The sequence below is a fragment of the Larkinella knui genome (genome assembly GCF_003858645.1).
GTDB lineage: Bacteria > Bacteroidota > Bacteroidia > Cytophagales > Spirosomataceae > Larkinella > Larkinella knui.
The window spans coordinates 1-23930 of record NZ_RQJP01000001.1 but is presented as its reverse complement, the minus strand read 5'-3'; the positions used below and the strand labels follow the sequence as shown (position 1 = coordinate 23930).

General features: G+C 49.9%; 18 protein-coding genes and 1 rRNA gene. 6 read left to right on the top strand and 13 right to left on the bottom strand.

Features of this window, described 5'->3' with window-relative positions:
* Window positions 1-32: 32 nt before the first annotated feature.
* From EHT87_RS00095 to EHT87_RS00085, 3 genes are all read left to right on the top strand, one after another.
* Window positions 33-818, top strand: coding sequence for a glycosyltransferase (locus EHT87_RS00095; protein WP_124902639.1), 786 nt, complete (start codon window positions 33-35; stop codon window positions 816-818).
* Between the two features lie 45 nt (window positions 819-863).
* Window positions 864-1637, top strand: coding sequence for a glycosyltransferase (locus EHT87_RS00090; protein WP_124902637.1), 774 nt, complete (start codon window positions 864-866; stop codon window positions 1635-1637).
* Window positions 1638-1766: 129 nt separating this feature from the next.
* Window positions 1767-2891, top strand: coding sequence for an NHL repeat-containing protein (locus EHT87_RS00085; RefSeq protein WP_124902635.1), 1125 nt, complete (start codon window positions 1767-1769; stop codon window positions 2889-2891).
* A gap of 107 nt (window positions 2892-2998) precedes the next feature.
* On the opposite strand, the gene EHT87_RS00080 is transcribed toward EHT87_RS00085, so the two are convergent.
* From EHT87_RS00080 to EHT87_RS00025, 12 genes are all read right to left on the bottom strand, one after another.
* Window positions 2999-6484, bottom strand: a complete 3486-nt coding sequence (locus EHT87_RS00080) for a carbohydrate-binding protein (protein WP_262707745.1) — start codon at window positions 6482-6484, stop codon at window positions 2999-3001.
* Between the two features lie 658 nt (window positions 6485-7142).
* Window positions 7143-8354, bottom strand: a complete 1212-nt coding sequence (locus EHT87_RS00075) for a glycosyltransferase family 2 protein (RefSeq protein ID WP_124902631.1) — start codon at window positions 8352-8354, stop codon at window positions 7143-7145.
* A 10-nt stretch (window positions 8355-8364) separates the two neighbouring features.
* On the bottom strand, window positions 8365-9321 hold the full coding sequence (locus EHT87_RS00070) for a glycosyltransferase family 2 protein (RefSeq protein WP_124902629.1): 957 nt from the start codon (window positions 9319-9321) through the stop codon (window positions 8365-8367).
* Window positions 9300-10472, bottom strand: a complete 1173-nt coding sequence (locus tag EHT87_RS00065; RefSeq protein WP_124902627.1) for a sugar transferase — start codon at window positions 10470-10472, stop codon at window positions 9300-9302. The genes EHT87_RS00070 and EHT87_RS00065 overlap by 22 nt, the downstream gene beginning before the upstream one ends.
* 23 nt (window positions 10473-10495) lie before the next feature.
* A complete protein-coding gene (locus tag EHT87_RS00060) occupies window positions 10496-10924 on the bottom strand; it encodes a response regulator transcription factor (RefSeq protein WP_124902625.1) in 429 nt (142 codons plus the stop codon).
* Window positions 10925-11238: 314 nt separating this feature from the next.
* The gene (locus EHT87_RS00055; RefSeq protein WP_124902623.1) at window positions 11239-11613 is read right to left on the bottom strand and encodes an Hpt domain-containing protein; all 375 of its coding nucleotides are present in this window, start codon (window positions 11611-11613) and stop codon (window positions 11239-11241) included.
* A 57-nt stretch (window positions 11614-11670) separates the two neighbouring features.
* Complete coding sequence (locus EHT87_RS00050; protein ID WP_124902621.1) at window positions 11671-13194, bottom strand: ATP-binding protein; 1524 nt, start codon at window positions 13192-13194, stop codon at window positions 11671-11673.
* A gap of 4 nt (window positions 13195-13198) precedes the next feature.
* Complete coding sequence (locus tag EHT87_RS00045) at window positions 13199-14338, bottom strand: FIST signal transduction protein (protein ID WP_124902619.1); 1140 nt, start codon at window positions 14336-14338, stop codon at window positions 13199-13201.
* Between the two features lie 462 nt (window positions 14339-14800).
* Entirely contained in the window at window positions 14801-15121 is a 321-nt protein-coding gene (locus tag EHT87_RS00040) for a hypothetical protein (protein ID WP_124902617.1), read from the bottom strand.
* Between the two features lie 223 nt (window positions 15122-15344).
* Window positions 15345-16592: an NAD(P)/FAD-dependent oxidoreductase gene (locus EHT87_RS00035; RefSeq protein ID WP_124902615.1), complete on the bottom strand. Its 1248-nt coding sequence runs from the start codon at window positions 16590-16592 to the stop codon at window positions 15345-15347.
* Window positions 16589-17590: a 4-hydroxyproline epimerase gene (locus EHT87_RS00030; RefSeq protein WP_124902613.1), complete on the bottom strand. Its 1002-nt coding sequence runs from the start codon at window positions 17588-17590 to the stop codon at window positions 16589-16591. Before EHT87_RS00030 ends, EHT87_RS00035 begins: the two co-directional genes overlap by 4 nt.
* A gap of 3 nt (window positions 17591-17593) precedes the next feature.
* Window positions 17594-18505 carry a dihydrodipicolinate synthase family protein gene (locus EHT87_RS00025; RefSeq protein WP_124902611.1) on the bottom strand — a complete coding sequence of 304 codons (912 nt, stop codon included), beginning with the start codon at window positions 18503-18505 and terminating at the stop codon, window positions 17594-17596.
* A gap of 240 nt (window positions 18506-18745) precedes the next feature.
* Here EHT87_RS00025 and EHT87_RS00020 point away from each other — a divergent pair, with 240 nt between their 5' ends.
* Genes EHT87_RS00020 through EHT87_RS00010 form a run of 3 tightly spaced genes read left to right on the top strand, consistent with a single transcriptional unit; the run spans window position 18746 to window position 23484 of the window.
* Window positions 18746-19609, top strand: coding sequence for an AraC family transcriptional regulator (locus EHT87_RS00020; protein WP_124902609.1), 864 nt, complete (start codon window positions 18746-18748; stop codon window positions 19607-19609).
* A 3-nt stretch (window positions 19610-19612) separates the two neighbouring features.
* The gene (locus tag EHT87_RS00015) at window positions 19613-21799 is read left to right on the top strand and encodes a S9 family peptidase (RefSeq protein ID WP_124902607.1); all 2187 of its coding nucleotides are present in this window, start codon (window positions 19613-19615) and stop codon (window positions 21797-21799) included.
* Between the two features lie 38 nt (window positions 21800-21837).
* Window positions 21838-23484, top strand: coding sequence for a M1 family metallopeptidase (locus EHT87_RS00010; RefSeq protein WP_124902605.1), 1647 nt, complete (start codon window positions 21838-21840; stop codon window positions 23482-23484).
* A gap of 333 nt (window positions 23485-23817) precedes the next feature.
* Here the strand turns inward: EHT87_RS00010 and rrf are convergent.
* A 5S ribosomal RNA gene (gene rrf, locus EHT87_RS00005) occupies window positions 23818-23929 on the bottom strand.
* Between the last annotated feature and the right edge of the window lies 1 nt (window position 23930).

The following is a 23930-nucleotide window of genomic DNA, read 5'->3' as shown; positions in this document are numbered from 1 at the left end:
ATTAACGTATTCAAATTTTTCTTTTTAAGTCTATGGAAAATCATTTTCCGGGAGTGACCTTACTGATTACTCATTACAACCGAAGCGGTTCTTTGGAGCGCCTGTTAAAAGCCTTTAAAGACTTGAACTGCACGTTTGACGGCATTGTGGTTTCGGATGACGGCAGCAAGCCGGAACATGTCAATGCACTTGAAGAGCTATCAAAAAGTTATGGTTTTCAGTTGGTTACAACACCAAAAAACCGGGGACTGGGCAACAACATCAACAAAGGGCAGGACGCCGTAACAACGCCGTATACGCTTTACGTCCAGGAAGATTTCGTCCCTAAAGAATCGTTTGCCACGCATTTTAGAGATGCGCTGGAAATCATGAATCGGGAAAAAGACCTCGACCTGGTCCGGTTTTACGCCTACTTTGCCTATCCGTATCTGGAACCGTATGGCAAAGGGTTTTCCAGAATGGTTTACAAACCTTCGCCGTGGTATTCCGACCACCTGAAGTTCTATTATTACAGTGATCACCCGCACTTAAGGAGGAGTAATTTTCTGCAAAAATTTGGTCGTTATGTAGAAGGAAAAGACGTAAATGTCACGGAGTTTCAAATGTGCCTTTCCGTGATTCAAAAACACGGAAAAGGGTTATTTTTTAACGAATTCACGACGGTATTCGATCAGAAAAATTCCGCTTCGGAACCCAGCACGTTTTATCGGGCCAGCTGGCGGGAAAGTACGAATCCCTTCCTGCTTTTTGCCCGCTGGTGGTATTTAAAATACCGGCTTCTTAAAAATACGTTTGAATTAGCCTTGTTGAAAGAGTAGATTGTTCCACCCTGATTTTCGTCAAGATTAGTACTGTATACTAAAATGGATTCCCACTCAACGCACTTTTCGGACGTCACGCTATTGATAACGCATTACAACCGAAGCGGTTCGCTGGAGCGGTTATTGCGTACCTTTAAAGAATTAAAGTGCTCTTTTGACGACATTGTCGTTTCGGACGATGGCAGCAAAAAGGAGCATTTAAATGCCATCCGGGAGTTAAAAAAACGCTACACGTTTCGGCTCATCACAACCCCACAAAATAAAGGGTTAGCCAATAACATCAACAAAGGTCAGGAGGCCGTCAAAACGCCGTATACGTTGTACGTTCAGGAAGATTTTATTCCCAAACCGGCTTTTCCGACGTATTTTAAGGATGCATTGGCCATGATGAATGAGGAAAAAAATCTGGACATTGTACGCTTCTATGCGTATTACCCCTATCCGTATCTGACGCCTTATAAAAACGGTTTTTCGCGAATGTCGTATAAACCGTGGTATCTGAATTATACCAAGATCTATTACTACAGCGACCATCCTCATTTACGGCGAAGTTCATTTCTGGATAAATTTGGCCGGTATGTGGAAGGAATCAAGTCGGATAAAACCGAATATCTGATGTGCCTTTCGTTCATTAAAAAGAAAGGAAAAGGTGTTTTTCTGACGGATTTTAATGCGATGTTCGAACAGAAAAATTCCGACGACGAACCCAGTACGGTTACCCGGAGTAACTGGCGACACGAAAATACCAATTTCTTCGTCGTGTGGGGACGCGCGCTCTACCGACAGATCAAGTATAATTATGATTTGATCTTTTGATCAGATTCCTTTCAACGAACCTACAGGCCGCTTCACAAGCGGCTTTTTTCGTTTCATCGAATCCCCGGTTGGGCCGCGGGTGGTTGATTCGCACCTTTGGGCCTCGAATCATCGTAAACAACAAGCTACATGAAATCAACTGCTTACCGCGTCGGCTTTGTCCTGTTCGTGGGCACGGCCCTGGCCTGCACGAAACCGAAAACCGATACGCCATCACCGGGCAACCCGTCGTCCGGCAACAAACGCAAGCCCGCCGTGACCCTCACCACCATTATCGGGGGCGACACCAAAGCCGGCAACCTGGATGGAAAAGGGACGGCGGCCCGGTTCAGCTACCCTTCCCAGATGACCATGGACAAAAATGAAAACCTGTATGTCATCGACCAGCGTTATAGCTACACGGGCGGCAGTGTGATCCGAAAAATCGACCCGACCGGTACTGTAACGACCTTTACCAAAGGGCTCTATTCCGTGACCGACATCTGCATCGATCCCCGCGACGGTGTAACGCTTTATGCCATTGAAAGTGGTGACGCGCAAGGTATTGCCAGCGGTATTTTCCGCATTAGCCCCGACGGAAAGGCAACCCGCCTGAACGGTGGACCCGGTTTGAACGGCTACGAAGACGGCCCCCTGGCTTCGGCTAAATTCTACTCACCCCGGGGAATCGCCATGGACAAAACCGGGAATCTTTACATCGCCGATGCGCTGAATTATTGCGTCCGGAAGGTCAATCTGAACACCAACACCGTGACGACCCTGGCCGGTAAGGCGCCGGTCAACACGGCACTGTGTAACTACCTGGATGCCAAGGGAAAAGAAGCTGAATTTTGCTCCTTTGAAGACCTGACCCTCGACGAGGCCGGGAATGTCTACGTTCCCGACTGGGGAAACCGGCGCGTTCGTAAGATCACACCCGACGGAACGGTTTCGACTTACATCAACTTCGGTACGGGGTACGGCAAGGATTGCCCGCGCAGTAACGCCACCGTCTTTCAGCCGTATCGGACCCATTACGACCCGGCCAGCAAGCAATTGTTTGTTGTGGACGACACGGGTGGCTCATTGCTGGTCGTAACGCCGGATGATTACCTGTATAACTTAACCTACAACACGGTATCGACCGATTATGCCGAAAACCGCCCTGGCTTCTCCCATGGCATCTTTGGGGTAGCGGTCAATAAAAAAGGCGAGGTATTTATTCTGGATAAGTTCAACCACTGCATTCGCAAAGCCACCGTTACCTGGAAATAGCCAAAAAAGAAGCGGTACCGGATGAACCCGGTACCGCTGAATCAATTCGTCTTGTCTCCTGAGGAATCAACTTCCGGAGGCACGATGGGTTTTCACCTGCGACCTGCTTATTTACTGGCCTTCAGCACTTTACGAAAAGCCCGGTCGTTGCCCTGCTTAATTTCAAGAATGTACATTCCCATCGGCAAGGCCGATACGTTGATTTTTCCCGAATAAGCCGCGGAGGTTTTTTCCAGATTAACCTGTTTGTGCAGTGTTCCCTGACTGGCATTGAACACGTTGATTTCCAGCGGTTCCGCACTTTCGTTGTCCAGATCGATGTTCACAAAATCGACCGCCGGATTCGGATAAACCCGAACGGACTGGTGCAGCGAGTTGCCCGCCAATTCCGCCGAGCCGAGTCGGGCTGTTGCCGTTGTTGAAGTCGACGAGGTAACGACCTGATCGGAGGCAATGACAAAAATCGGCGTTTCGGTAACCGTCAGCGTCAGTTTACCCGCCACGGTTGTCAGTTTCTGAACGTCGGCCGTATCGCTGGCGGCTTTGGGCGTGTAGACCCTGGCAAAAGCCGCCGTTCCCAAATCCAGTGTATACTGAGCCGTCCGGCCTACTTCATCCGGCACCACCAGCACATAGGCTGACTTGCCCTGGTACTCATACCGGTCGACCATTGGATTGGTACTGATCGTTTGCTTATACGTATACTCTCCTAAGAGCTTGTTGGCCTGATGGATAAAGTCGGCGGCCGGTTTGCGGCTAAAGTCCTGATTGATCAAACCGGATGAACCAAACTGCGTCGGGTTCAGGAAGTTATCGTCGTACATCTGGTAAAAGAAAACCCGCTCCACACCCGACCGGGCATAAAACAATGCCGTCCGTAAAATCCAGTCGGCCTGCGTCTGGTATTCATTTTTAGTACCGATTGGAATCGCTTTCAGCGGGCTCCCCTGATTGGCATCATAGCCCGTTTCAGTCACCCAAACCGGCATATCCCGCGCGTATTTGTGGGCGGTTTCCATAAATTCTTTCACGACTTTGACGGCCGAAGAAATTTCGGGAGCCGCTCCCCGCGTCGACGTTCCGCTTTGTGACGAGTTGGAGTTGTCGGGATACAAGTGGTAATTGATGACATCCCAGCACAAATTGACCGAACCGTCAGGATTATACCCCCGGTATTGTTTACACCAGTCGATCATGCCCCGCAGGTAGTCGGTTCCGGCGTAGGCCGAGGCCATGCCGGCGATAACGACTTTTACATTGGGATCGGCATTTTTAACGCCTACACCCGGCCCCATCGTGTTTTTGTGACCGTCGTAGAAAGCCGACAGGTTAGCCGCATACTCGCGGGCGGTCTGGTATCCCTTCCGTCCTTTCCACCATTTGTCCCGTTCGTTGTCGCACTCGATGTATTTAATCAATCCCAAACCAATTTTTACCGTGTTGATGGGATCGCCGGTCCAGCGCGGGGCGCTGTTCACACTGACCAGCGCCGGGTTCACGTTCGTATTGAAGCCATACCGGGCCATGTACTGAAACGCCACTCTGGCCTGATCGATGTACGAGGCCGGGTTGGTAAAATCGCTGCCGTAACGAAGCGGTACGTTTTCCGAATCCCGCTGGTCTTCCGGATAAGTCGCCAGCATCCAGCCCGGCAGTGTTTTTAAACAGGCCAGTACGTCGATTCCATCGGCTTTGCAGCGTTCGTAAATAGCATCGTAATTCCAGCCCCCACTGTGGGTCGGATTGAAGGTAAACTTACCCTCGTTGGCTTCCAGTTTTTCCCAATCGATGTAGTGCCGAATGCCCCGGAAAGTTTTAACGGCTTTCATTTTGGGTTCGCTGATGTTGTCCGGATTCTGACCATCTTCAAAATCCCACTCGAAGGCATTGGCTCCAAACATGCTTTTCAGCTGAATGGACTTTTGCGGAATCGGTGTTACCGGAACGGTTGTAGGGGTATACTTCCCGTACAATTCGATTTCGGTCGGATAGCCCCACCACGCATTCAGCACGAGATACCGGGCATTGGTAATGGGAACATCGAGTTTAAACTTAGCATCACCGGTAAGGGACCGATTCGGGTAAGGGCCGACCCAGCCGTTGTATTCCTGACCCGTAAACGTAGCGATGGGAATGGTCTGCCACTGATCGGTGATGATCGACAGCGTCATCGGACTGTCAATCATCGTACCGGAACCGTCAAAGAATTTGACGCTTTCAATGGTCATCGTTTCCCCCGGCAGCAGCGGATAATACGCGTCGAAGTTGCTGAGTACCTTGCCGTATCCCGTGTTCACGTCGACATTGGTAATCCCGTCAAATAAGCCTTCCAAGCCATTGCTGACGTTGTTGAGCTGGTACCACCGTTTGGCTTCAATCGGAATTTTAACCGCAGTCGATGAGGTGGGGGGCGTTTGGGCGGGATGAACCACCAGGGTCCTGGCCACGTTGTCGGCCACGAGAAAATGGGCATTTCCGGTTTGCGAGGCCGTTAGGGTCGCCGTCCCCGCTCCCACCACCGTCGCCTTCCAGGAGCCGGTCGAATTGGAAACGGAAACGACGGCCGGGTTAGAGGATGCAAAACTGATGGCGGTTTCGGTATTGGTGCTGCTGGCCGTCAGATTGAACGGAGCATCACCCACGGTTTTGTCCGACAAGGCAGCAAAGGTAATCACCGAGGGCAGCGCAACCGGTGCGGTTGACTGCACATCGACCCAGTTGAAATTCCAGTCTCCTTTAACGGCATAAATCCGCAAAATCTGGTTTCCGGCGGGTAAAGTAGCCGTGCCGCTCACGGTCGAAAAACTTTGCCAGCCACCGGTATAGGGTATGTCAACTGTGGTTAAGACCGCTCCCGCAGCGGTTCTAACTTCAATTTTTCCATCGCCGTATTGTTTCGCAACGCGGAAATTAAAAGCGTAGGCACCCGCCGACGCCACATTGATGTTATAATCCAGCCAGTCGTTGTCGTCGATGCGACCCACATTCAGTCCACCACCCACATCAGACGTCGTTTCGGTCTGAATACCGTTCATGCCTGAATAATTTTCCGCTTCAATTTTGCCGGGCACCGGGAGGGCGCTCTCAACCTGAAACCAGTTAAAATTCCAGTTCCCGGCGATGGCCCGCACCCGTAAAGTCTGTTCACCCGCAGTCAGATAAGCCGTTGTTAAAATGGTTTGCCAGGCCTGTAAGCCCCCGGTTTGTGGCACCTGAAGCGTTGAAAGAACCGTACCACTGAAGGTCTTCAGTTCAATTTGCCCGTTTCCCCATCCATTGGCGATCCGAAATTTAAAGGTATATACCCCGGCGGATGCCACGTTGACACGGTAGTCCATCCAGTCGTTATCATCAATCCAGCCCACATTCTGGCCACCGCCCGTATCACTTGTATTTTCGGTTTGTACACCACTCATGTTTTCATAACTCTCTGCTTCAACCCGGCCCGGCAGCGATTGTGTCAGTATCGTTTTAAGACGAAGTGGAGCAAAGTTAGGCCGCTCTGTAGCCCAGACGGGCGAGCTGGAAAACAAAAAAATCACGAAGGCCAGCAACACATTTCTTTGCTTAATACCAGACAGTAAAGTTCTCATCATGGTTGTGAATCAGCAATATTGTTATTAATAAGTGACAGAATTTTTACTAGTATCCAGACAATAATTTATCAAATTATATACCAGCAATTCGTTTTTTTTTCATTCAACCAATATCAACTATAAAAAAATTTATGAAAATATTTGTGCAAAAAAAAGTAGTGTTTCCGGGCTGTATCGGGATCGTTGTTAAAAAACCATTCTTACTCATTTCCAGAAATGGTAATTTTTTTTTGCAATACTTATTTTCTTTTTTTTCTAAATTTATTTAATGACTGTCTCCTTTTTTTTAATGCAGCTTTGGCATGAAAAATCGTGGGATTGTAGCTTCTCAACCAGATTGCTTCCTGATTCATCGACTGCTGACCGCATTAAACAGACACATTTTTTACTCTAAACGAGCAGGATATTTTACCTATGAAATCGATTTTAATTACATAGAAATCTTATTAATGTTTTAGCAAACAAATAAAATAGCCCGACTTTTAACTGAAGCGAATTGATTGGCATTTTCATCCGGTTTTATTTCATGATCGGGCCAGCAATCCATCCGTGCCGGTGGTGAGAAGTCTGGCCTGCTAACCGCTACTAACTAAAAATGATTCCACCGTAGACAGCAGAATCATTTTTAGTTGACAGATAGCGAGAAGGCAATCGGTCAGCTACGAACTTTAAGCTCTACTTCACCCGCCCGGCGAACTTTCTCCCAAGTGCCCGACTGATTCCCTTTCCAATACCGAACCAGACCGGCCAGCGCACAGACGTTCATAAACGTAAAGTAAAACGGCACAAAGAGGAGTTTCCAGCGTAAATTCTTTTTTTCCAGCCGGTAACCAACCCAGGCCGCTCCGTAGAAAAGACCTTGAAGAATAAATAAAACCGTCCAGCCATAGCCCTCTGCCGACGACGCCAGCCGTTCCCGAGCCGCCAGCCAGCCATTGGCAAGAAAAATCAACGGCAGACACAGGGGGGCCACCGCCCACCGCATCGCCCGGTGCGAAACGTATTCGAACGTTAGCCAGCCATACCGGAAGATGTTCAGCAAATAGGTTAAGCGGACAATCGACTGAAAACCGCCGGCGGCAATCCGGATTTTCCGTTTCTGTTCATCCACAATCGAAAACGACGGGCGTTCCATCGCGTACGCATCCGGCTCATAGGCCACCCGAAATCCTCGCCCGGCAATGCGCAGCGAAATGATGAAATCGTCCAGAATCGTGTCCGTCTCCACCGGCTCATACAACTCGGTCCGAACCGCAAATAACTCGCCGGCTGCGCCCACAATGGTGTGCAAATCCGAGTCGAGCCGTTTGAGGAAAGACTCGTATTTCCAGTAAAGTCCTTCTCCCGAACCGGCTGCCGACTCGCTGTCGCCGGTCAGAATGCGCTTTTCACCCGCCACCGCGCCCACCTGTGGATCACGGAAATGACGGACGAGATTCTGCACGGCCTGGTGGTTCAGAATGGTATTGGCATCCGTAAAAATGGCCAGTGGCGTCTTCACCTGCAACATGGCCCGGTTCATGGCGGCCACTTTGCCCCGGCGTTCGGTGCCTTCCATAAGGGCCACTTTACTGCCGTATTCCGAGCGTAGGAAATCCGCCGAGCCATCGTTTGAACCTTCCGTAACAAACAGAAAATGAAGTTTGTCGACGGGATAAAGCTGGGCAAACGAGTTGGCGACTTTGTCGGGCAAACACGAAAGTTCATTGTAGGCCGGCACGATCAAGGTGACATCGGGCGCAAAATCGGCATCGGTTTTCAGCGCCGGTCGACGCCCGCGAATTTTTACCAAAAGCCATACCAGAATACCGTATCCAAAGTACGTATAGACAACCAGTCCTACGCAAACTGCCAGTAAAATTTCCATACCTTATTCGTTAAGAGACCGCAACTACCTGCGGAAGTGCTTCTTTTTTCGGCCGGCGAATTTTATTTCTAAAATGCCAGAGAATAGCGTTTTTCAGCGCGATGAGATACTCTTTCTGCCGTTTGAGGGCGTAGAGAAAAGCCGCTTTGGTGAGGGCAAAACAGAAATAATAGAGGATGAAGAAATACAGCGGAAAACCGCTCACATTTCTTCGCATGAACAGCAGCCGGTTTCGGGTGTGGTAATAGACTTTGAGCGGATTGGTTTTTCCGACGCTGATCGATTCCTTGTGGTAAATCAAAGCCGAGGCCTGGTAGTAGATCTGAAAACCGGCCCGCTGAATCTGCATCGACCAGTCCAGTTCTTCGTAATACAGAAAAAACGATTCGTCCATGGCGCCCCCCTCCTCAACCGCCCGGCGACTGACCATCATGGCCGCGCCGTGGGCAAAAGCCGTTGGACCGGACTGGTCGTGTTGCCCGCGATCTGTTTCTCCCAGTCCAATCGACCAGGTCCGACCGGTATAGCGGTTTAAGGGATAATAACCGGCGTACTGAATGATGGTCGGATGGTCGTAAAACCGGATTTTGGGGCAGGTAATCCCTATTTTCGAATTGGTTTTGAAAGGGGCCAGCAACTGATCGAGAAGATCCGGCGTCACCTCCGTATCGTTGTTCAGAAAAAAGAAATAATCCCCTTTCGCGTGCCGGATACCGAGGTTGTTGCCCCCCGAAAACCCCAGGTTCTCCGGACTGACAACCACCTTTACATTCGGATAATTTCCCTGATTGATGCGCTCGGTTGGGTCTTCGACGGATGCGTTATCGACCACAATGATTTCAAAGCGGGGGTATTTCAACCGCCGGGTCGACTCCAGCATTTCGCAGGTCACAATGGCCTGGTTATAATTGATCGTAATCAGCGAAATCAGCGGTACGCTGTCGGCTACACGTTCTCCTTTTGCCATACCGCCTTAAGAGTTCGTATCACAATCATCAAATCCGTTTTGAACGAATACTTTTTGGCGTACAGCACATCGAGCTGAATGCGTTCCTGATCCGATACGGCCGCTCCGCCCCGCTTGGTCACCTGCCAGAGCCCCGTCAGGCCAGCCGGAGCCGCAAACCGGCGGGCGTATCCCGCAGCCGTCAGCTTCTCAGCTTCGTAGGGCGGCAGCGGGCGGTTGCCGACAAACGACATATCCCCCCGCAGAATGTTATAAAACTGCGGCAATTCATCGATGCTGGTATTGCGCAGGACTTTTCCGAGCCGCGTCACGCGGGGATCCTCCTTGAACTTCGAGAACATGGCTTTGGCTTTCTCGGCGCGGAAATGCACTTTTTCGCAGACCTGCTTATCGTCCAGAAAAAGTGGCTGCTGGCAACCCGTACCGGCCAGTTGGCAGCTTTCGCAGAGCTGATCGGCCGGCTCTTCCACTTTGTTCACATTGTACATGTTCTTCGACGCCATGCTGGCCAGCATTTGGTCGGCATCCGTCCGCATGGTTCGGAACTTATACATATTGAACACTTTATACCCCATACCGACCCGCTTCGATCCGTAAAAAATCGGCCCCTTTGAATCGAGTTTAACCAAAATTGCGACCACCAACAGAAGGGGCGAAATCATCAGCAGGAGCAGAAACGAAAGCACTATGTCAAAGATCCGCTTGCCGATCGGCATGCGCACCGGAGCGGGTTTGGTGTGGGCATTTCCTCCACTTTCAGCATACTGCTTCTTCCGAACCAGGTACGATAGGCGGGTTTGAAAAGCCTCCTCGGAATACCCATACTGATAGACATCGATCACGCGCCCCCGGAACGGTTCGGCAGTCAGGTCGATGGTGGCATCGTTCGTCAGCAGAATGGTCGACAGTTTGGCCGAAGGCGGATTGGATCGAATGGCGTTCAGAAAAGATGTGCTGTTCAGTCGGTCGTTAAAAACCACCAGATCGATAGTCGGCTCGGCATCTAAACAAAAAAGAGCTTGTTCCAGACTGGTTACCACCGTAATCGATGCGGTTTCGCCAAACGCCCGGCTAAAATCCGCGGCCATCTGTGGGTCATCTTCAACGTATAAAACCCGAAAAGTTGTTCCGTTCGCTAATACCGTCAGCATACGAATTGAGAGCTAAAAAGAAATCAGAAAGCCGGTCTGTTTCCGGGCGAGGGTGTTGGTTGCGCGGTACTTTTATCGGTTCGGCGCAGGATTGCATTAATCTTGGCTTTCACCTCCAGCGGATTAAAAGGCTTGATCATGTAGTCGTCAGCCCCCTGCTCCAGACAGGCAATTTTGGTGGCACTGTCGGTAAAAGTCGACAGAACAATAATGGGAACCTGGCGCAGTAATGAACTCGCCCGAATGGTCCGTATCAAGTCCTGGCCGCTCAGATAGGGCATCTGTAAGTCGGTAATGATAATGTCGACTGGATTCCCCGCTTCCAACCAGTCCATCGCTTCAATCCCATTATTCAGCGTCGTGACGTCAAAATCGGCTTTTAACGTATGGCGCAGAACTTTGCGAATGTACGTATCATCTTCTACTACAAGAACATGGTAATGGTTTTCCATAAAGTATACAGTAATCGTATTTACAAACTACGGTTAAGTTTGCAACAGGTAGTTATTCAAATTTAACAAATTAACTCATTTCAGTGGCCGCTAGCATCACCACTTACTAACAATACGAAGGAGTAACAAAAATCATACTACAAAATAGATAGTTATTAAATTTTGTCTGATAAATATGGCGGGATAGGCAAAAAATAACAGCTATTGCTAAATGAACATTTTTATTTAATCTGTATTTAATAGGTACTCAATCTGATTATTCGCAGCTGAGGGGCAAAATTAATCGTACAAAATCCATTCCTTTTACGGCCTCGTTATTTCGTCAATTCGTGCAGTTCGGATTTCAATACCGGTACCATTCTGGCCAGATCTGTATTGAAGTTATGATATGAATTCATGACCGTAGTATGATTTGGGTCTTTTTTTGCCAGTTCTTCAATTTCGCACAGTTTGCTTTCTAACCTGGTTAAACCGACCATGCCGAGCCAGGGTCTGAGCTGGTGAGTCCGGCCGGTTACCGCCGTCCAATCCTGCGACTCAATGAGACGTTCCAATTCCTGAAAAGTGGGAAGCACTTCCTCCAGAAATGTCTCAATTGAGGTGATCAGCATATCGGTATCGTCTTCGTACAATTGCAACAGCCGATCACGATCCAGTTGCTCCGTTAAGTGGTCAGGGGAATGTGGCATGTTACGCTATAATCTTACAGGTTACGATGGGTACAGATCCGGTTTTACGGAAACGGCTCAATTGAGACGATGGCAGTATTTGGCAATTTTCTGAAAAAGGTCGTTGGGATTGAACGGTTTCGTCACGTAATCGTTGATCCCGGCACTAATGGCCCGGTCGCGGTTGCTGTAGGTTGCCGAAGCGGTCAGGGCAATAACCGGGATTTTAGGATCGGTTTCTCTAATCTGCTGCGTCGACGTATACCCGTCCATCACGGGCATCTGAAGATCCATCAGGATGAGGTCGTAGGAACCCGCCAGAAATTTTTCAACCCCAACCAGCCCATTCTCCGCGACATCCACCACCACGCCCCACCGGCTCAGAAATTTCAGGGCTACTTTTACATTCACCGGATAATCTTCCACGAGCAAAATTCGCACGCCTTTCAGCGTATGGTCGTTGATGGCGTCGGGAATCGCAAAAGACTGCTTAACGGCAGAACTGATGCGTAAGTCGAGGGTAAAATAAAACTTAGCCCCTTTTCCTTCCTCACTTTCCACCTCAATTTTGCTGTCATGCAATTCCAGGAGTCGTTTGGTAATCACCAGACCAAGTCCGGTTCCGCCAAACTGCCGGGTTGTGGCCGAATTGGCCTGGGTAAACATATCAAAAATGGCTTGCTGCTTCTCGGATGCAATACCGATTCCGGTATCCTGCACCGAAACATAAATGGACGCCACTTCATCGTCTTTCTGAAGCAGCGACAGTTCGATGGTGATCGTCCCTTTTTTGGTAAATTTAATGGCATTCGAGACCAGATTAGACAACACCTGCCCAATCCGCAGCGAATCGCCCACAAGCGAGTCGGGAATGTCGTCGTCCACCATCAGTTTAATCCGGGTACCATTCTCTTCAGCTTTAAACTGATGCGCCCGTTTTATATTGGATACCAGGTGTTTAAAGTCAAAGTTGGTTTCTTCCAACTCCACTTTCCCGGCCTCTATTTTACTAAAGTCCAGAATGTCATTGATCAGGGCTTGCAGGTGTTCAATCGAAAATTGCAGCGTTTTCAGGTTCTCGGCCAGTGCTGGCGGCACTTCCTCCTGGCTCATCAGATACGTCATACCGACAATACCGTTCAGTGGCGTTCTGATTTCATGGCTCATCATCGACAGAAAATCCGATTTTGCCAGGGTGGCATTCTCCGCAATTTCTTTTGCCGATCGCAGTTCCACTTCAATTTGTTTGCGATGCTCAATCTGCTTTTGAAGAAAATCGACCAGCGAAACCAGATTTTCAGGGCCAAACTCCGGCATTTCATCGCCTTCCGGAATTTCCATTGACTTGATGGCTTCCATCAGTTTTTCTTCCGACTGCCGGCGCTGGCTGATTTCTTCTTTCAGTTTTTGGTTGATCGTCGCATATTCCCGCTCATTGAGATGCGAAGAATGCTCAAACAATTCCTTATCCCGATCAAAGTTGTGGTAGGATTCATTGACTGCTTTTACAAATTGCTGAAAACGCTCATGTTGCAGACACTCTTCCGTAAGGTGTTTGTTAACCTGGCGGGCCAGTAATTTATGGAGGGTGTTTAATTCCATGGATTCAGTTTTCTGAAAATACCGTTACGGTCATTGTTTGGTTGTGGAGTTCGCAGCGGGCATTCGACTGCAAGGGGGAGATTTCGCCGTATGAATAAAAACCCGTCAGTACCGCATCCGTTCCGAATACTTCCCGGGCCGCTTCAACTTCTTCATCGGTTCGCTGCCCCAACACCAATTTTCGGCCAACGCAACTAATCAGGATGGCGAGTTCGGGCGCAAAATTCAGCTGGTTCATGGACGTATTGGCCGCCACTGCGGAAGCATCGATGAGCCGGTCAAAATTGGCCGTCATAAATCGAACCAGGGCTTTCTCCGGCATTTCACCGGCAAAAGTCATGCTTTTGGCCTCTTCGTCGATTGACAGAATCGTCCGGACCAAAGGTTCCGACTCGGTGGTTGCCCGGATCGACAACGGAAAAAGCAGGGCGGCAGCGGGCAAGCTTTCCGCGTATTTCCCTAAATATTCCTTGTACAAATCCAGCGCATGTTTGCCATCAATCTGATACAGAACATTATAGGTAGCTTTGGTGACCTCACGCTCCGGCCCAAAAACATCCCAGCCTCCCATCGAACCGTGGCCAATTTTCAATTCAGTGCCGTAAAAACCGATACCGACGATTTTTCCCGCTGCGGGAGGCTGGTTGAGACCGACCAGCGTCCGCTCAAAACGGGCCGCATCACCGGCCAGTCCACCGGAAATAGGAATGTGGCGTTTTAAAAGCTGGTTGAGGGCTTCAGTCAGCTCACTCCCATTGACCCAGCTGCCATCAGAAATTAAAAACAGGGCCGATAAATCCGGAGCATCCAGTTCCTGAGCAATTTTCTCGCCCGCCTTAAAACTTTCCGTGTGTTTACTAATGTCGATCTGTACGGTACGAATGCCGGTTTTCTCAAATTCAATAGCGGTTACGATAACGGAATCGTCATGAACTTTATCGAGGTAAATTTCGCCTGATGTCGAATTGATGACGATATCGGCAGTTGGATACCGCGCTCTGAGTTGTTCGTACAAATTTAATTTTTCCAATAAAAACCGTTCACCAAATGCTAATACCAATTGGGCATTATCAGCCAAAAAACCCGGCGTTTCCGAAATATAATTCCAGGCCTGGTCTTTAAAAACAGATTGATTCAGTTTCATTTGAGTGTGATTGTAGAAGTTAGGTGGGTATAGGGAAGTTTATAATCTTCACTAAGTAATTTCCCCTACAAATAATGTACTAAAGGACGCAAAATGGTAATTTTTTTATAAAGAAATAAAAAATACATTCCAACTGGGTAGAATTGGCCAGGTTTTGTTTCCCGGGAGTAGGATAGAAAATGGCTGAATGAAGATTTACCGGGCAACTTAACGCGTTTACTCGGTAAAAACCCAACCTTTTTACTACGGCCACACCATTTGCACGTTAAAAACGGGACTCTTAAGTTCCCCAATCGGGTACTGAAAAAAAAGTGGGTAATGAATAAATGGGAGGCAATTATCAGACAAATATTAGCACAAATATCGTGCTAATTTTAATACAGCAGTTCAGGATTTATTTAATTAAAAACAACTTGGTAGAAAAGAATACAAAAATGAAGGGGCCAGGGTATTCCTGACAGATTAGGACTGAATTTCGAGTGGCAATTCGGTTTGGTAAATATCAGCAAAACATTCCTGAAGTTCGTGCACGTAATACAAATACCGGCGGCTGCTTACACACAGCCAGCAGTTGAGGCCCGGTACTAATTTCAAATCCTGAAAATACCAGAAGTGGCGGGCCGCATCCGGCCGAAAGCCGAAGGACAGCAACCATTGTTTGGTTAACCGAATGGGCTGCGGACGGTGATGCGGCAGGATTTCCTGCAACAGTTTTTCGGTAAACAAAGTCGGCTCATTTCCGACGTAATAGTATCGGCCAACTTGTGGCGGGCTGATTTTCATGGCATGGGATAGTTATGGTCAATAACTACACAAAAGTAGAGCGTTTCTTTCAAATACATCAAGTAGAATCAGAAAGTGGACGATAAATATTTTTAGTATTTATCTGTAACTACATGCTAGTAAACGGTTATAAAGAATAAAAGTATACAATTCTGGCTTTTTTATTCAAAATCAAGCTGTTTTTGTTCACTTTTCTGCAATTTCTTAGCAAAACACGCTCCTTTCATCGGAACCGGTCCGGATCAAATGGATTTAAGTCCAGGGCGGGAACCTGATTATGCACGACATCAGCCACGAGTTTACCGGAAGCCGGACCCAAACTTACGCCCATCATACCGTGTCCGGTGGCCAGCGTCAGGTTTTCAAAGCCCGAAACCCGGCCGATATACGGCAAACCGTCGGGCGAACAGGGCCGCAAGCCACTCCAGACTTTTGAAATTTCGGGCATTTCGGCCGGCAGATCCGGGTAGTACTTCTGAATGGAATTGACAATTCCCCGCACCCGGTTCATGTTGACCGATAAATCCGTTCCGGCCACTTCCAGCGTACCGGCAAACCGCAGATCCGGCCCCATCGGCGTTACCGTTGCGCGGGCTTCCAGCATAATGGCGGGAACACGGACCGACGGACGTTGATTCCGTAGCGTAAAACTGTATCCCTTGCCCCCCTGCAACGGCAACGAAAAACCGAGTAAGCGAGTCAACGACGGTGACCAGGCGCCCGCAGCAATCACGACTTCATCGATGGAATGGTCTCCTGAAAGGGTTCGGACGGACGTGATTCGGGAAGTAGTCCGTCCAAAATCGATAACGTTTTGTCGTTCCAGGAGCGTAACACCCCGTTTTTTCAGATAAGCCACCAACGAGCGAACGAACTGGCCGGGATTCAGATGCGCGTCGCCGGGGTAATAAACCGCCCCGCGAACCATCACACGAACCGTCGGCTCCAGATCCTGAACCTGCACCCCCGACAACTGCTGCGCTTCAATTCCGGCCCGGTTGGCCACCTCCGCTTCTTCCGCCATTTCGTGTTCGGCCGAAGCGGTTTTGTACAGCATCAGTAACCCGAGTTCCTCCCAGCCAAACGACAAATCGCCGGATTGCGCGAGTTCCTGGTACTGTTTTTTGCTGAGTAAACTCAGGTCGCGCAGGGCCGGAATCGACCGTTCAACGTGTTCGGGCGTCGAATGCCGGTAGAACAGCCAGCCCCAGCGGAGCAGATCGGCACTCAGGCGTGGTTTGATGTAAAACGGGCTGGTCGAACGCAGCAACATCCGCATTCCCCTGGCCATCATGCCCGGTTGCGCCAGCGGAATAATGTGACTGGGCACAATCATTCCCGCATTGCCGAACGAACAGCCATCGGTCAGCGTATTTTGATCGAAAACCGTAACTTTATACCCGGCCTTATCCAGGTAATACGCTGAACATAACCCGATTACTCCTCCGCCGATAATTCCAATGTGCCTCATATGACCTGAAAACCGTGTACGTATGGATCGTCTTCATCCAGTATGATGTGGTTGAAGCCATGAATAATAGCCCAGCCTTCGATGCTCGGAACAATGGCCGTCTGGCCAGCCAAGTCCGTTTCCTGCTCGATTCGTCCGGTAAAAATAGAGCCGATAATGCTTTCGTGGACAAAGTCCTGACCCGGTTTTAACCAGCCTTTAGCGTACCACTGCGCCAGTCGGGCCGAGGTGCCGGTTCCGCAGGGTGACCGGTCGATGGCCTTGTCCCCGTAAAAAACCGCATTGCGGGCCGTTGACGTCGCAGCCAGGGGTGTGCCCGTCCAGAGAATGTGGCTCAGGCCATTGATCGTCGGGTTTTCGGGATGAACAAATTGATACTGCTCATTCATCCGCTCGCGCATCACCCGCGCCCAGGCAATGAGTTGTTCGGCTTTGAAGTGCTGCAACCCGGCAAAATTGGGCTGGGTGTCAACAATGGCGTAGAAATTACCGCCATAGGCCACATCGACCGTCAAAGTCCCCAGATCCGGGCATTCGACCGTCAGGTTTTCGGCCGCCAGATACGACTTGACATTGGTTATTTTAACCGATTTCACCTTCCGGCCTTCCTGGCGGTATTCGGCCCGCACCAACCCGGCGGGCACCTCCAGATTCAACACGCCCGGCGTTTTGGGCACCACCAGGCCCTGCTCAATGGCAACCGTGACGGTGCCGATGGTCCCGTGTCCGCACATCGGCAAACAACCCGAGGTTTCGATGAACAACACGCCGACATCATTGGCGGGGTCGCTGGGCGGATACAAAATGCTGCCCGACATCATGTCGTGACCGCGTGGTTCGAACATCAGGCTTTTTCGAAGCCAGTCGTAGTCACGCAGAAAATGCTGGCGTTTTTCGCTCATCGTCGCACCCGTCAGGTGCGGAATGCTGCCTCCCGTCACCACCCGAACGGGGTTTCCGCAGGTATGGGCGTCGATACAGAAAAAATTATAATTCATGGATCAGGCCAGTTGCAGAACCGGCCGGGTTGCCAGCGCGGCTTCGATAATGCCCAGCACCCGCGCCCGTTCTTCGCCAACGAGCGTCAGTCGCGGAGCCCGAACGTATTCCGAACCAATACCGGTAGCCGCAGCGGCCAGCTTGATGTACTGCACCAGTTTCGGCTGAATATCCAATTCCAGCAAAGGCATAAACCAGCGATAAATGCGCAGTGCTTCGTCAATTCGACCGGCTTTTGCCAGTTCATAAATCGCAACCGTTTCCAGCGGGAATGCATCGACCAACCCGGCCACCCAGCCATCGGCCCCCGAAATCAGGGCTTCAAGTGCCAGCGTATCCACTCCGCCCAGCAAACTAAACCGGTCGCCAAACGCATTCCGCATCCGGGTGATGTTGGTCAGGTCGCGGGTCGATTCTTTCACGGCCCGAATGTTCGGCAAGGTAGCCAGTTCGTCAAACATCGCCACGGTCGTCATGATTTTGTAATCCACCGGATTGTTATAAATCATGATGGGCAGCGACGTTTCCTGCGCGATCGTTTTGAAAAATGCAACGGTTTCGTAGGAATCGGCAAAATACCGCATCGGTGGCAACAGCATCAGGCCATCGGCCCCGTTGGCTTCGGCCTCCCGGGCACTCCGAACGGCTTCACGCGTTGAGGCTTCGGCCACATTCATAATCACCGGAACCCGCCCGTTCGTGGTTTCCAGCGCCTTTTCCAGCAACGAAAGTTTCTCCGGCCCGGCCAGCGTACTGACCTCGCCCAAAGAACCGGCAATGATGAGTCCATGAACACCGGCCTCAAGCTGGGCCTGAATATTGGTAGCGAAGAGGGGTAAATCGAGTTCATCGTCGGCCGTAAACGGCGTGAGGAGGGCGGGATAAACCCCTTTCCAGGGTACGGAAATAGCCATAAGAGTCGGGAATTGATCGGAGTTGAATGAATACAGGACGTCAAAAGGCGTCAGGCAGAACAAATTTGGCAATTAAATGGATCGTTCACTTCATACCGGTTGATCAATTCTAATACTATTTTTGCCAGTTCTCTGCTGTTTGGGAAATTTATTCACTAATTCTGTATTAATCCGGCTACTTAGTGCTACTTTGTTTTTCCGTAGGAAGGTCAATCACCTGACCGAATTGTTGTTTTCCCGATGAAACCGCTGCTATTTAAAGTCCCCACGGTTGATGACCGCTCGTTTCGGGTGCAGGTCGACGACGGCCCGCATTTTTATGACCGGCTGCATTTTCACCCGGAATTGCAGTTGACCTTGATCAAAGAAAGTGTGGGTACGCAGGTTGTCGGCGACCGGATCGACCGTTTTCGGCCCTACGATTTATTGCTACTGGGTGCCAATTTGCCGCATGTTTTCCGAAATGACCCCGATTATTTCACCACCGCTACTACGCACCGGGCTCTTTCCTATTCCGTTTACCTGCGTCCGGAACACCTGAAGGAAACCTTTTTCGGTATGCCCGAATTAACGCATCTCACGGAGCTATTTCAGGAAGCCCGGCACGGGGTGCGGATCCGGTTCAATGAGCCGGTTTCGACCACCTCTTTTATGGAGCAACTGCACACGCTTCGTCCTTTTGAGCAGTTGATGACGCTTCTGACGGTTTTAGATCGTATGGCTTCCGATTCACGGCGGGAAATGCTGTCGATGACCGCCTATGAGCAACCCCGCCGACCCGACGATCACCAGCGGTTGGATAGTGTGTTTACGTTTATTCTGAACCACTATGCCTCGCCCATCACATTGGATGATGTAGCTGCTCAGGCCCATTTGACACCCAGCGCATTTTGCCGGTTTTTCCGGCTTCACACCCGCAAAACGTTTTCGCAACTGCTCAATGAAGTACGTATCGAACACGCCTGCCGGTTGTTGCAGGAATCGAAACTGCCGATCAGTCAGATTGCTTTTTCGTGCGGATACACTAATTTGTCAAACTTTAACCGCCAATTTAAACTCATCACCGGTTTAACACCGGGTCAATACATCAAAGCGATTTTTTAAAATATGAGACTCATTATCAGAATTTTACTATTCAACTTTCTTCTACTTGCCGGCTGCTTACCGGTGTCATTCGCGCAATTTCAGGGGATACGCTGGACGGCCGGCGGGACGGCGTATTTAACGGCAGGGAACGAGTCCATCCTTCAGACGGAAGTCCTGTCCGGAAAGGAAATAACGGTAATTTCTAAAGAGCAGCTTACCCCACCCGGCGCGTCGAAACCGCTGAATGTAGCCGGTTTTGACTTTAGTCGTGATTCATCAACGGTCCTGATTTTTACCAATACCGCCCGGGTCTGGCGATACAACACCCGGGGTGACTACTTTTTACTTAACCGGAAAACCGGTCACTTGCGACAGGTTGGCAAAGCCCAGCCCAGCCAGTCGCTGCTCTACGCCAAGCTGTCACCCAACGGAACCAAGGTAGCTTATGTGAGCAAAAATAATCTGTTTGTGGAAGAGGTTGCGAACGGAAAAACCACCCCGCTTACGTCCGATGGCACCCGCAAACGCATCAACGGCACGTTCGACTGGGCGTATGAAGAAGAGTTCGATTGCCGTGACGGTTTTCGGTGGAGTCCCGACAGCAAGCAAATCGCCTATTGGCAGGTCGACGCCAGCAACATCCGCGATTATCTGATGCTCAACACGACCGACTCCGTCTACTCCCGCGTGATTCCGGTCGAATACCCGAAGGTGGGCGAATCACCGTCGCCGGTTCGAATCGGCGTGGTTCCGGCAACGGGCGGGCCAACGCGCTGGCTGGCCATACCGGGCGATCCGCAGCAACACTACCTCGCTCGCATGGAATGGTTTCCTACGACCAACGAGTTGATTGTCCAACAGGTAAACCGGAAACAAAATCAAAGTATTTTGTTTGTGTGCCAACCCACCAATGGGTCCGCTGTGCCCATTCACCGTGAAACCAGCGAAACCTGGATTGATACCAAAGGAGTCTGGAATCGTGGTAATCCTGCGGGCTGGGAGTGGCTGGAAGGCGGCAAATCGTTTCTTTGGGTTTCCGAAAAAGACGGCTGGCGGCACATCTATCAGGTAAGTCGCGATGGTAAAAAAGAAATTTTACTCACGCCCGGCTCATACGACATGGCCAACATCAGTTACATTGACGAGCCAAACCGGTATCTGTACTTCATAGCTTCCCCCACCAACCCAACGCAACGGTATTTGTTTCGGACCAAGATGGACGGAAAGGGAAAACTGGAACGGATTTCGCCGGTCAATGAAACCGGAACCCATTCGTATGACATCGCTCCCGGAGGTCAGTATGCCCAGCACACGTTCAACAGTCATCTGATTCCCCCGATGACAAACTGGATTCGATTGTCCGATAATCAGGTCGTTCGAACGTCATCACGCTCCGCATCCAACAGCCCAACAGCCCGTCATGTTGAGTTTTTTACCGTCACCACGTCTGACGGAATAACCCTGGATGGCTGGATTCGAAAACCGCTTGATTTTGACAGCACCAAAAAATACCCGATCGTATTTTATGTGTATGGCGAACCTGCCAGCAGTACAACAAATGACGTATTTTCGGCGGGCAGCAATTCTCTTTTTGATGGTGATATGGCCAAAGCCGGTTATTGTTACGTTGCTCTGGACAACCGGGGGACGCCAACGCTCAAGGGTGCCGCCTGGCGCAAGGCAATTTACCGGAAGATCGGACGAATTAACGTCCGGGATCAGGCTATGGGGGCTAAAAAGCTATTCGAGCAACGTGCCTATCTGGATACGGGCCGAGTGGCGGTTTGGGGCTGGAGTGGTGGTGGTGCGACGACCCTTCAACTCCTTTTTCAGTATCCCCAGCTCTATAAAACCGGTATTGCCATTGCCGCCGTGGGGAATCAACTATTCTACGATAATATTTATCAGGAACGCTATATGGGCTTGCCCCAGGAAAACCGGGAGGATTTTGTGGCTGGTTCACCCATTACATATGCCAAAAATTTACGGGGTAACCTGCTCTACATTCACGGTACGGGCGACGACAATGTACATTACTCCAATGCAGAAGCCCTTATTAATGAACTCATTAAGTACAATAAACAGTTTCAGATGATGCCGTATCCAAACCGTACGCACAGCATTTCGGAAGGCGAAGGCACTACGCAACACCTCCATACGCTCTACACCCGGTATTTACTGGAGCACTGCCCACCGGGGCCGCGCTGATGGCGTATCTGTTACATGAACACGGAACTAAAAGTCTTATGAGCAATTCACTTCCAAAATCGATCTGGTTCCTGGCGGCCCTGTTTCTTTCCCTGACGGCGTCGGCCCAGAAATTCGCGTTTACGCATGATGATACCCTGCGTGGTTCCATTACACCCGAGCGAATCTGGTGGGATTTAGCCTATTACCACTTGCAAGTCAGGATCAATCCGGCCGACAGTGCAATCAGTGGCAGTACGACCATTCAATACCGGGTTTTGAAACCCGGTCAGACGTTACAGGTCGATTTACAACGCCCACTCAAGGTTGAGAAAATCACTCAGGATGGAAAACAACTCGAGTTCAGACAGGACGGAAACGCTTATTTTGTAACCCTCCAAAAAGCACAAAAAACCGGACAACGGGAGTCGGTAGTGGTCTATTATTCCGGGAAACCGCGGGTTGCCAAACGCGCGCCCTGGGACGGCGGCTTTGTCTGGAAACGGGATAAAACCGGTCAGTGGTTTATCGCTACCGCCTGTCAGGGACTAGGGGCCAGCGCCTGGTGGCCCTGTAAAGATCACATGTATGACGAACCCGACAGTATGCTTATTAGCATTACAGTACCTAAGGACTTAACCGATGTTTCGAACGGACGGCTGCGCCGGGTAACCGAACACACGGATGGCAGCCATACCTTTGACTGGTTTGTGAATAATCCGATCAATAATTACGGGGTCAATGTCAACGTCGGTAAATACATTCACTGGGCCGATACATTGCAAGGCGAAAAAGGACGATTGACGCTGGACTTTTATGCATTACCCGAACACGAGGATTCCGCTCGTCGGCAATTCCAGCAAGTCAAACCCATGTTAAAGGCATTTGAATACTGGTTTGGGCCCTATCCTTTTTACGAGGATGGGTATAAGCTCGTCGAAACACCGTATCTGGGCATGGAACATCAAAGCTCGGTGACGTATGGGAATCGCTTTCGAAATGGCTATCTGGGCAAAGACTTATCCGGCACGGGTTTTGGACTTCTCTGGGATTTTATCATTATCCACGAATCCGGCCATGAGTGGTTTGCCAATAATATTACCTACCGGGATATTGCCGATATGTGGGTCCATGAAAGTTTTACCAATTATTCGGAGAACCTGTATACCGAGTATTATTATGGAAAAGCCGCCGGAGCTGCCTACGTAATGGGTACCCGTGCGCTAATTCGCAATGACCGGCCCATTGTCGGAACTTACAATGTAAACCATTCAGGTTCAGGCGATATGTATTACAAAGGTGGAAATCTTTTGCATACAATTCGGCAGATTATCGGGGATGATGTCAAATGGCGGGGAATTCTTCGGGGGCTTAATGAAACGTTTTATCACCAGACCGTTGATGGCAACCAGATTGAGACCTACATCAGCCAACAGGCAGGCATCAATCTCCAGAAGGTATTTGACCAATATCTTCGCGATAAGCGGATTCCAACGTTAGCGTATAAATTGGTTAAAAACAAGATTCAATACCGCTGGACAAACTGCGTCGAAGGGTTTGATATGCCCGTGCGGGTTTGCCTAAACCAGTCGGGGCCTGATCAAAATCTCAAGCCAACTACACAATGGCAAACGTTGCAAAAGTCCGGTATAACGACGTTGACTAGTGATCCCAATTATTATGTGTTGGTCCAATTGCTAAAGTGAAGCAAGGATTAACCGATTTAGTAGTGGGGATCCATTTAAACTAAGCATATACTTGCGGCAGCCTTCGACGTTTCCTACCCCTCTAAACTCAGTTCAGAAGCTTCGATCTTAAATGGGGTTGCGGGATTGGGAGGATCGTTTTGGCGTTCATACTGGCGATAACCGCCGGTATTCTTTTTAGGCCGTTGGCGGCTTTATGAATTACTATTGGATCAACTTCACCATCCAACCCAACTTTTCGAATGGATTTGGACCACTCCCAGGTTTACCTGTGCTACTCATCCCACAAAAAAGGTCCTGCCTCTTGTGAAGACAGGACCCTTATTAAATCTGTGGTGGCGGCAACCTACTCTCCCACCAGTGACGGCAGTACCATCGGCGTAACGGGGCTTAACGGCTCTGTTCGGTATGGGAAGAGGTGTTCCCCCGCACCCTTGCCACCATCC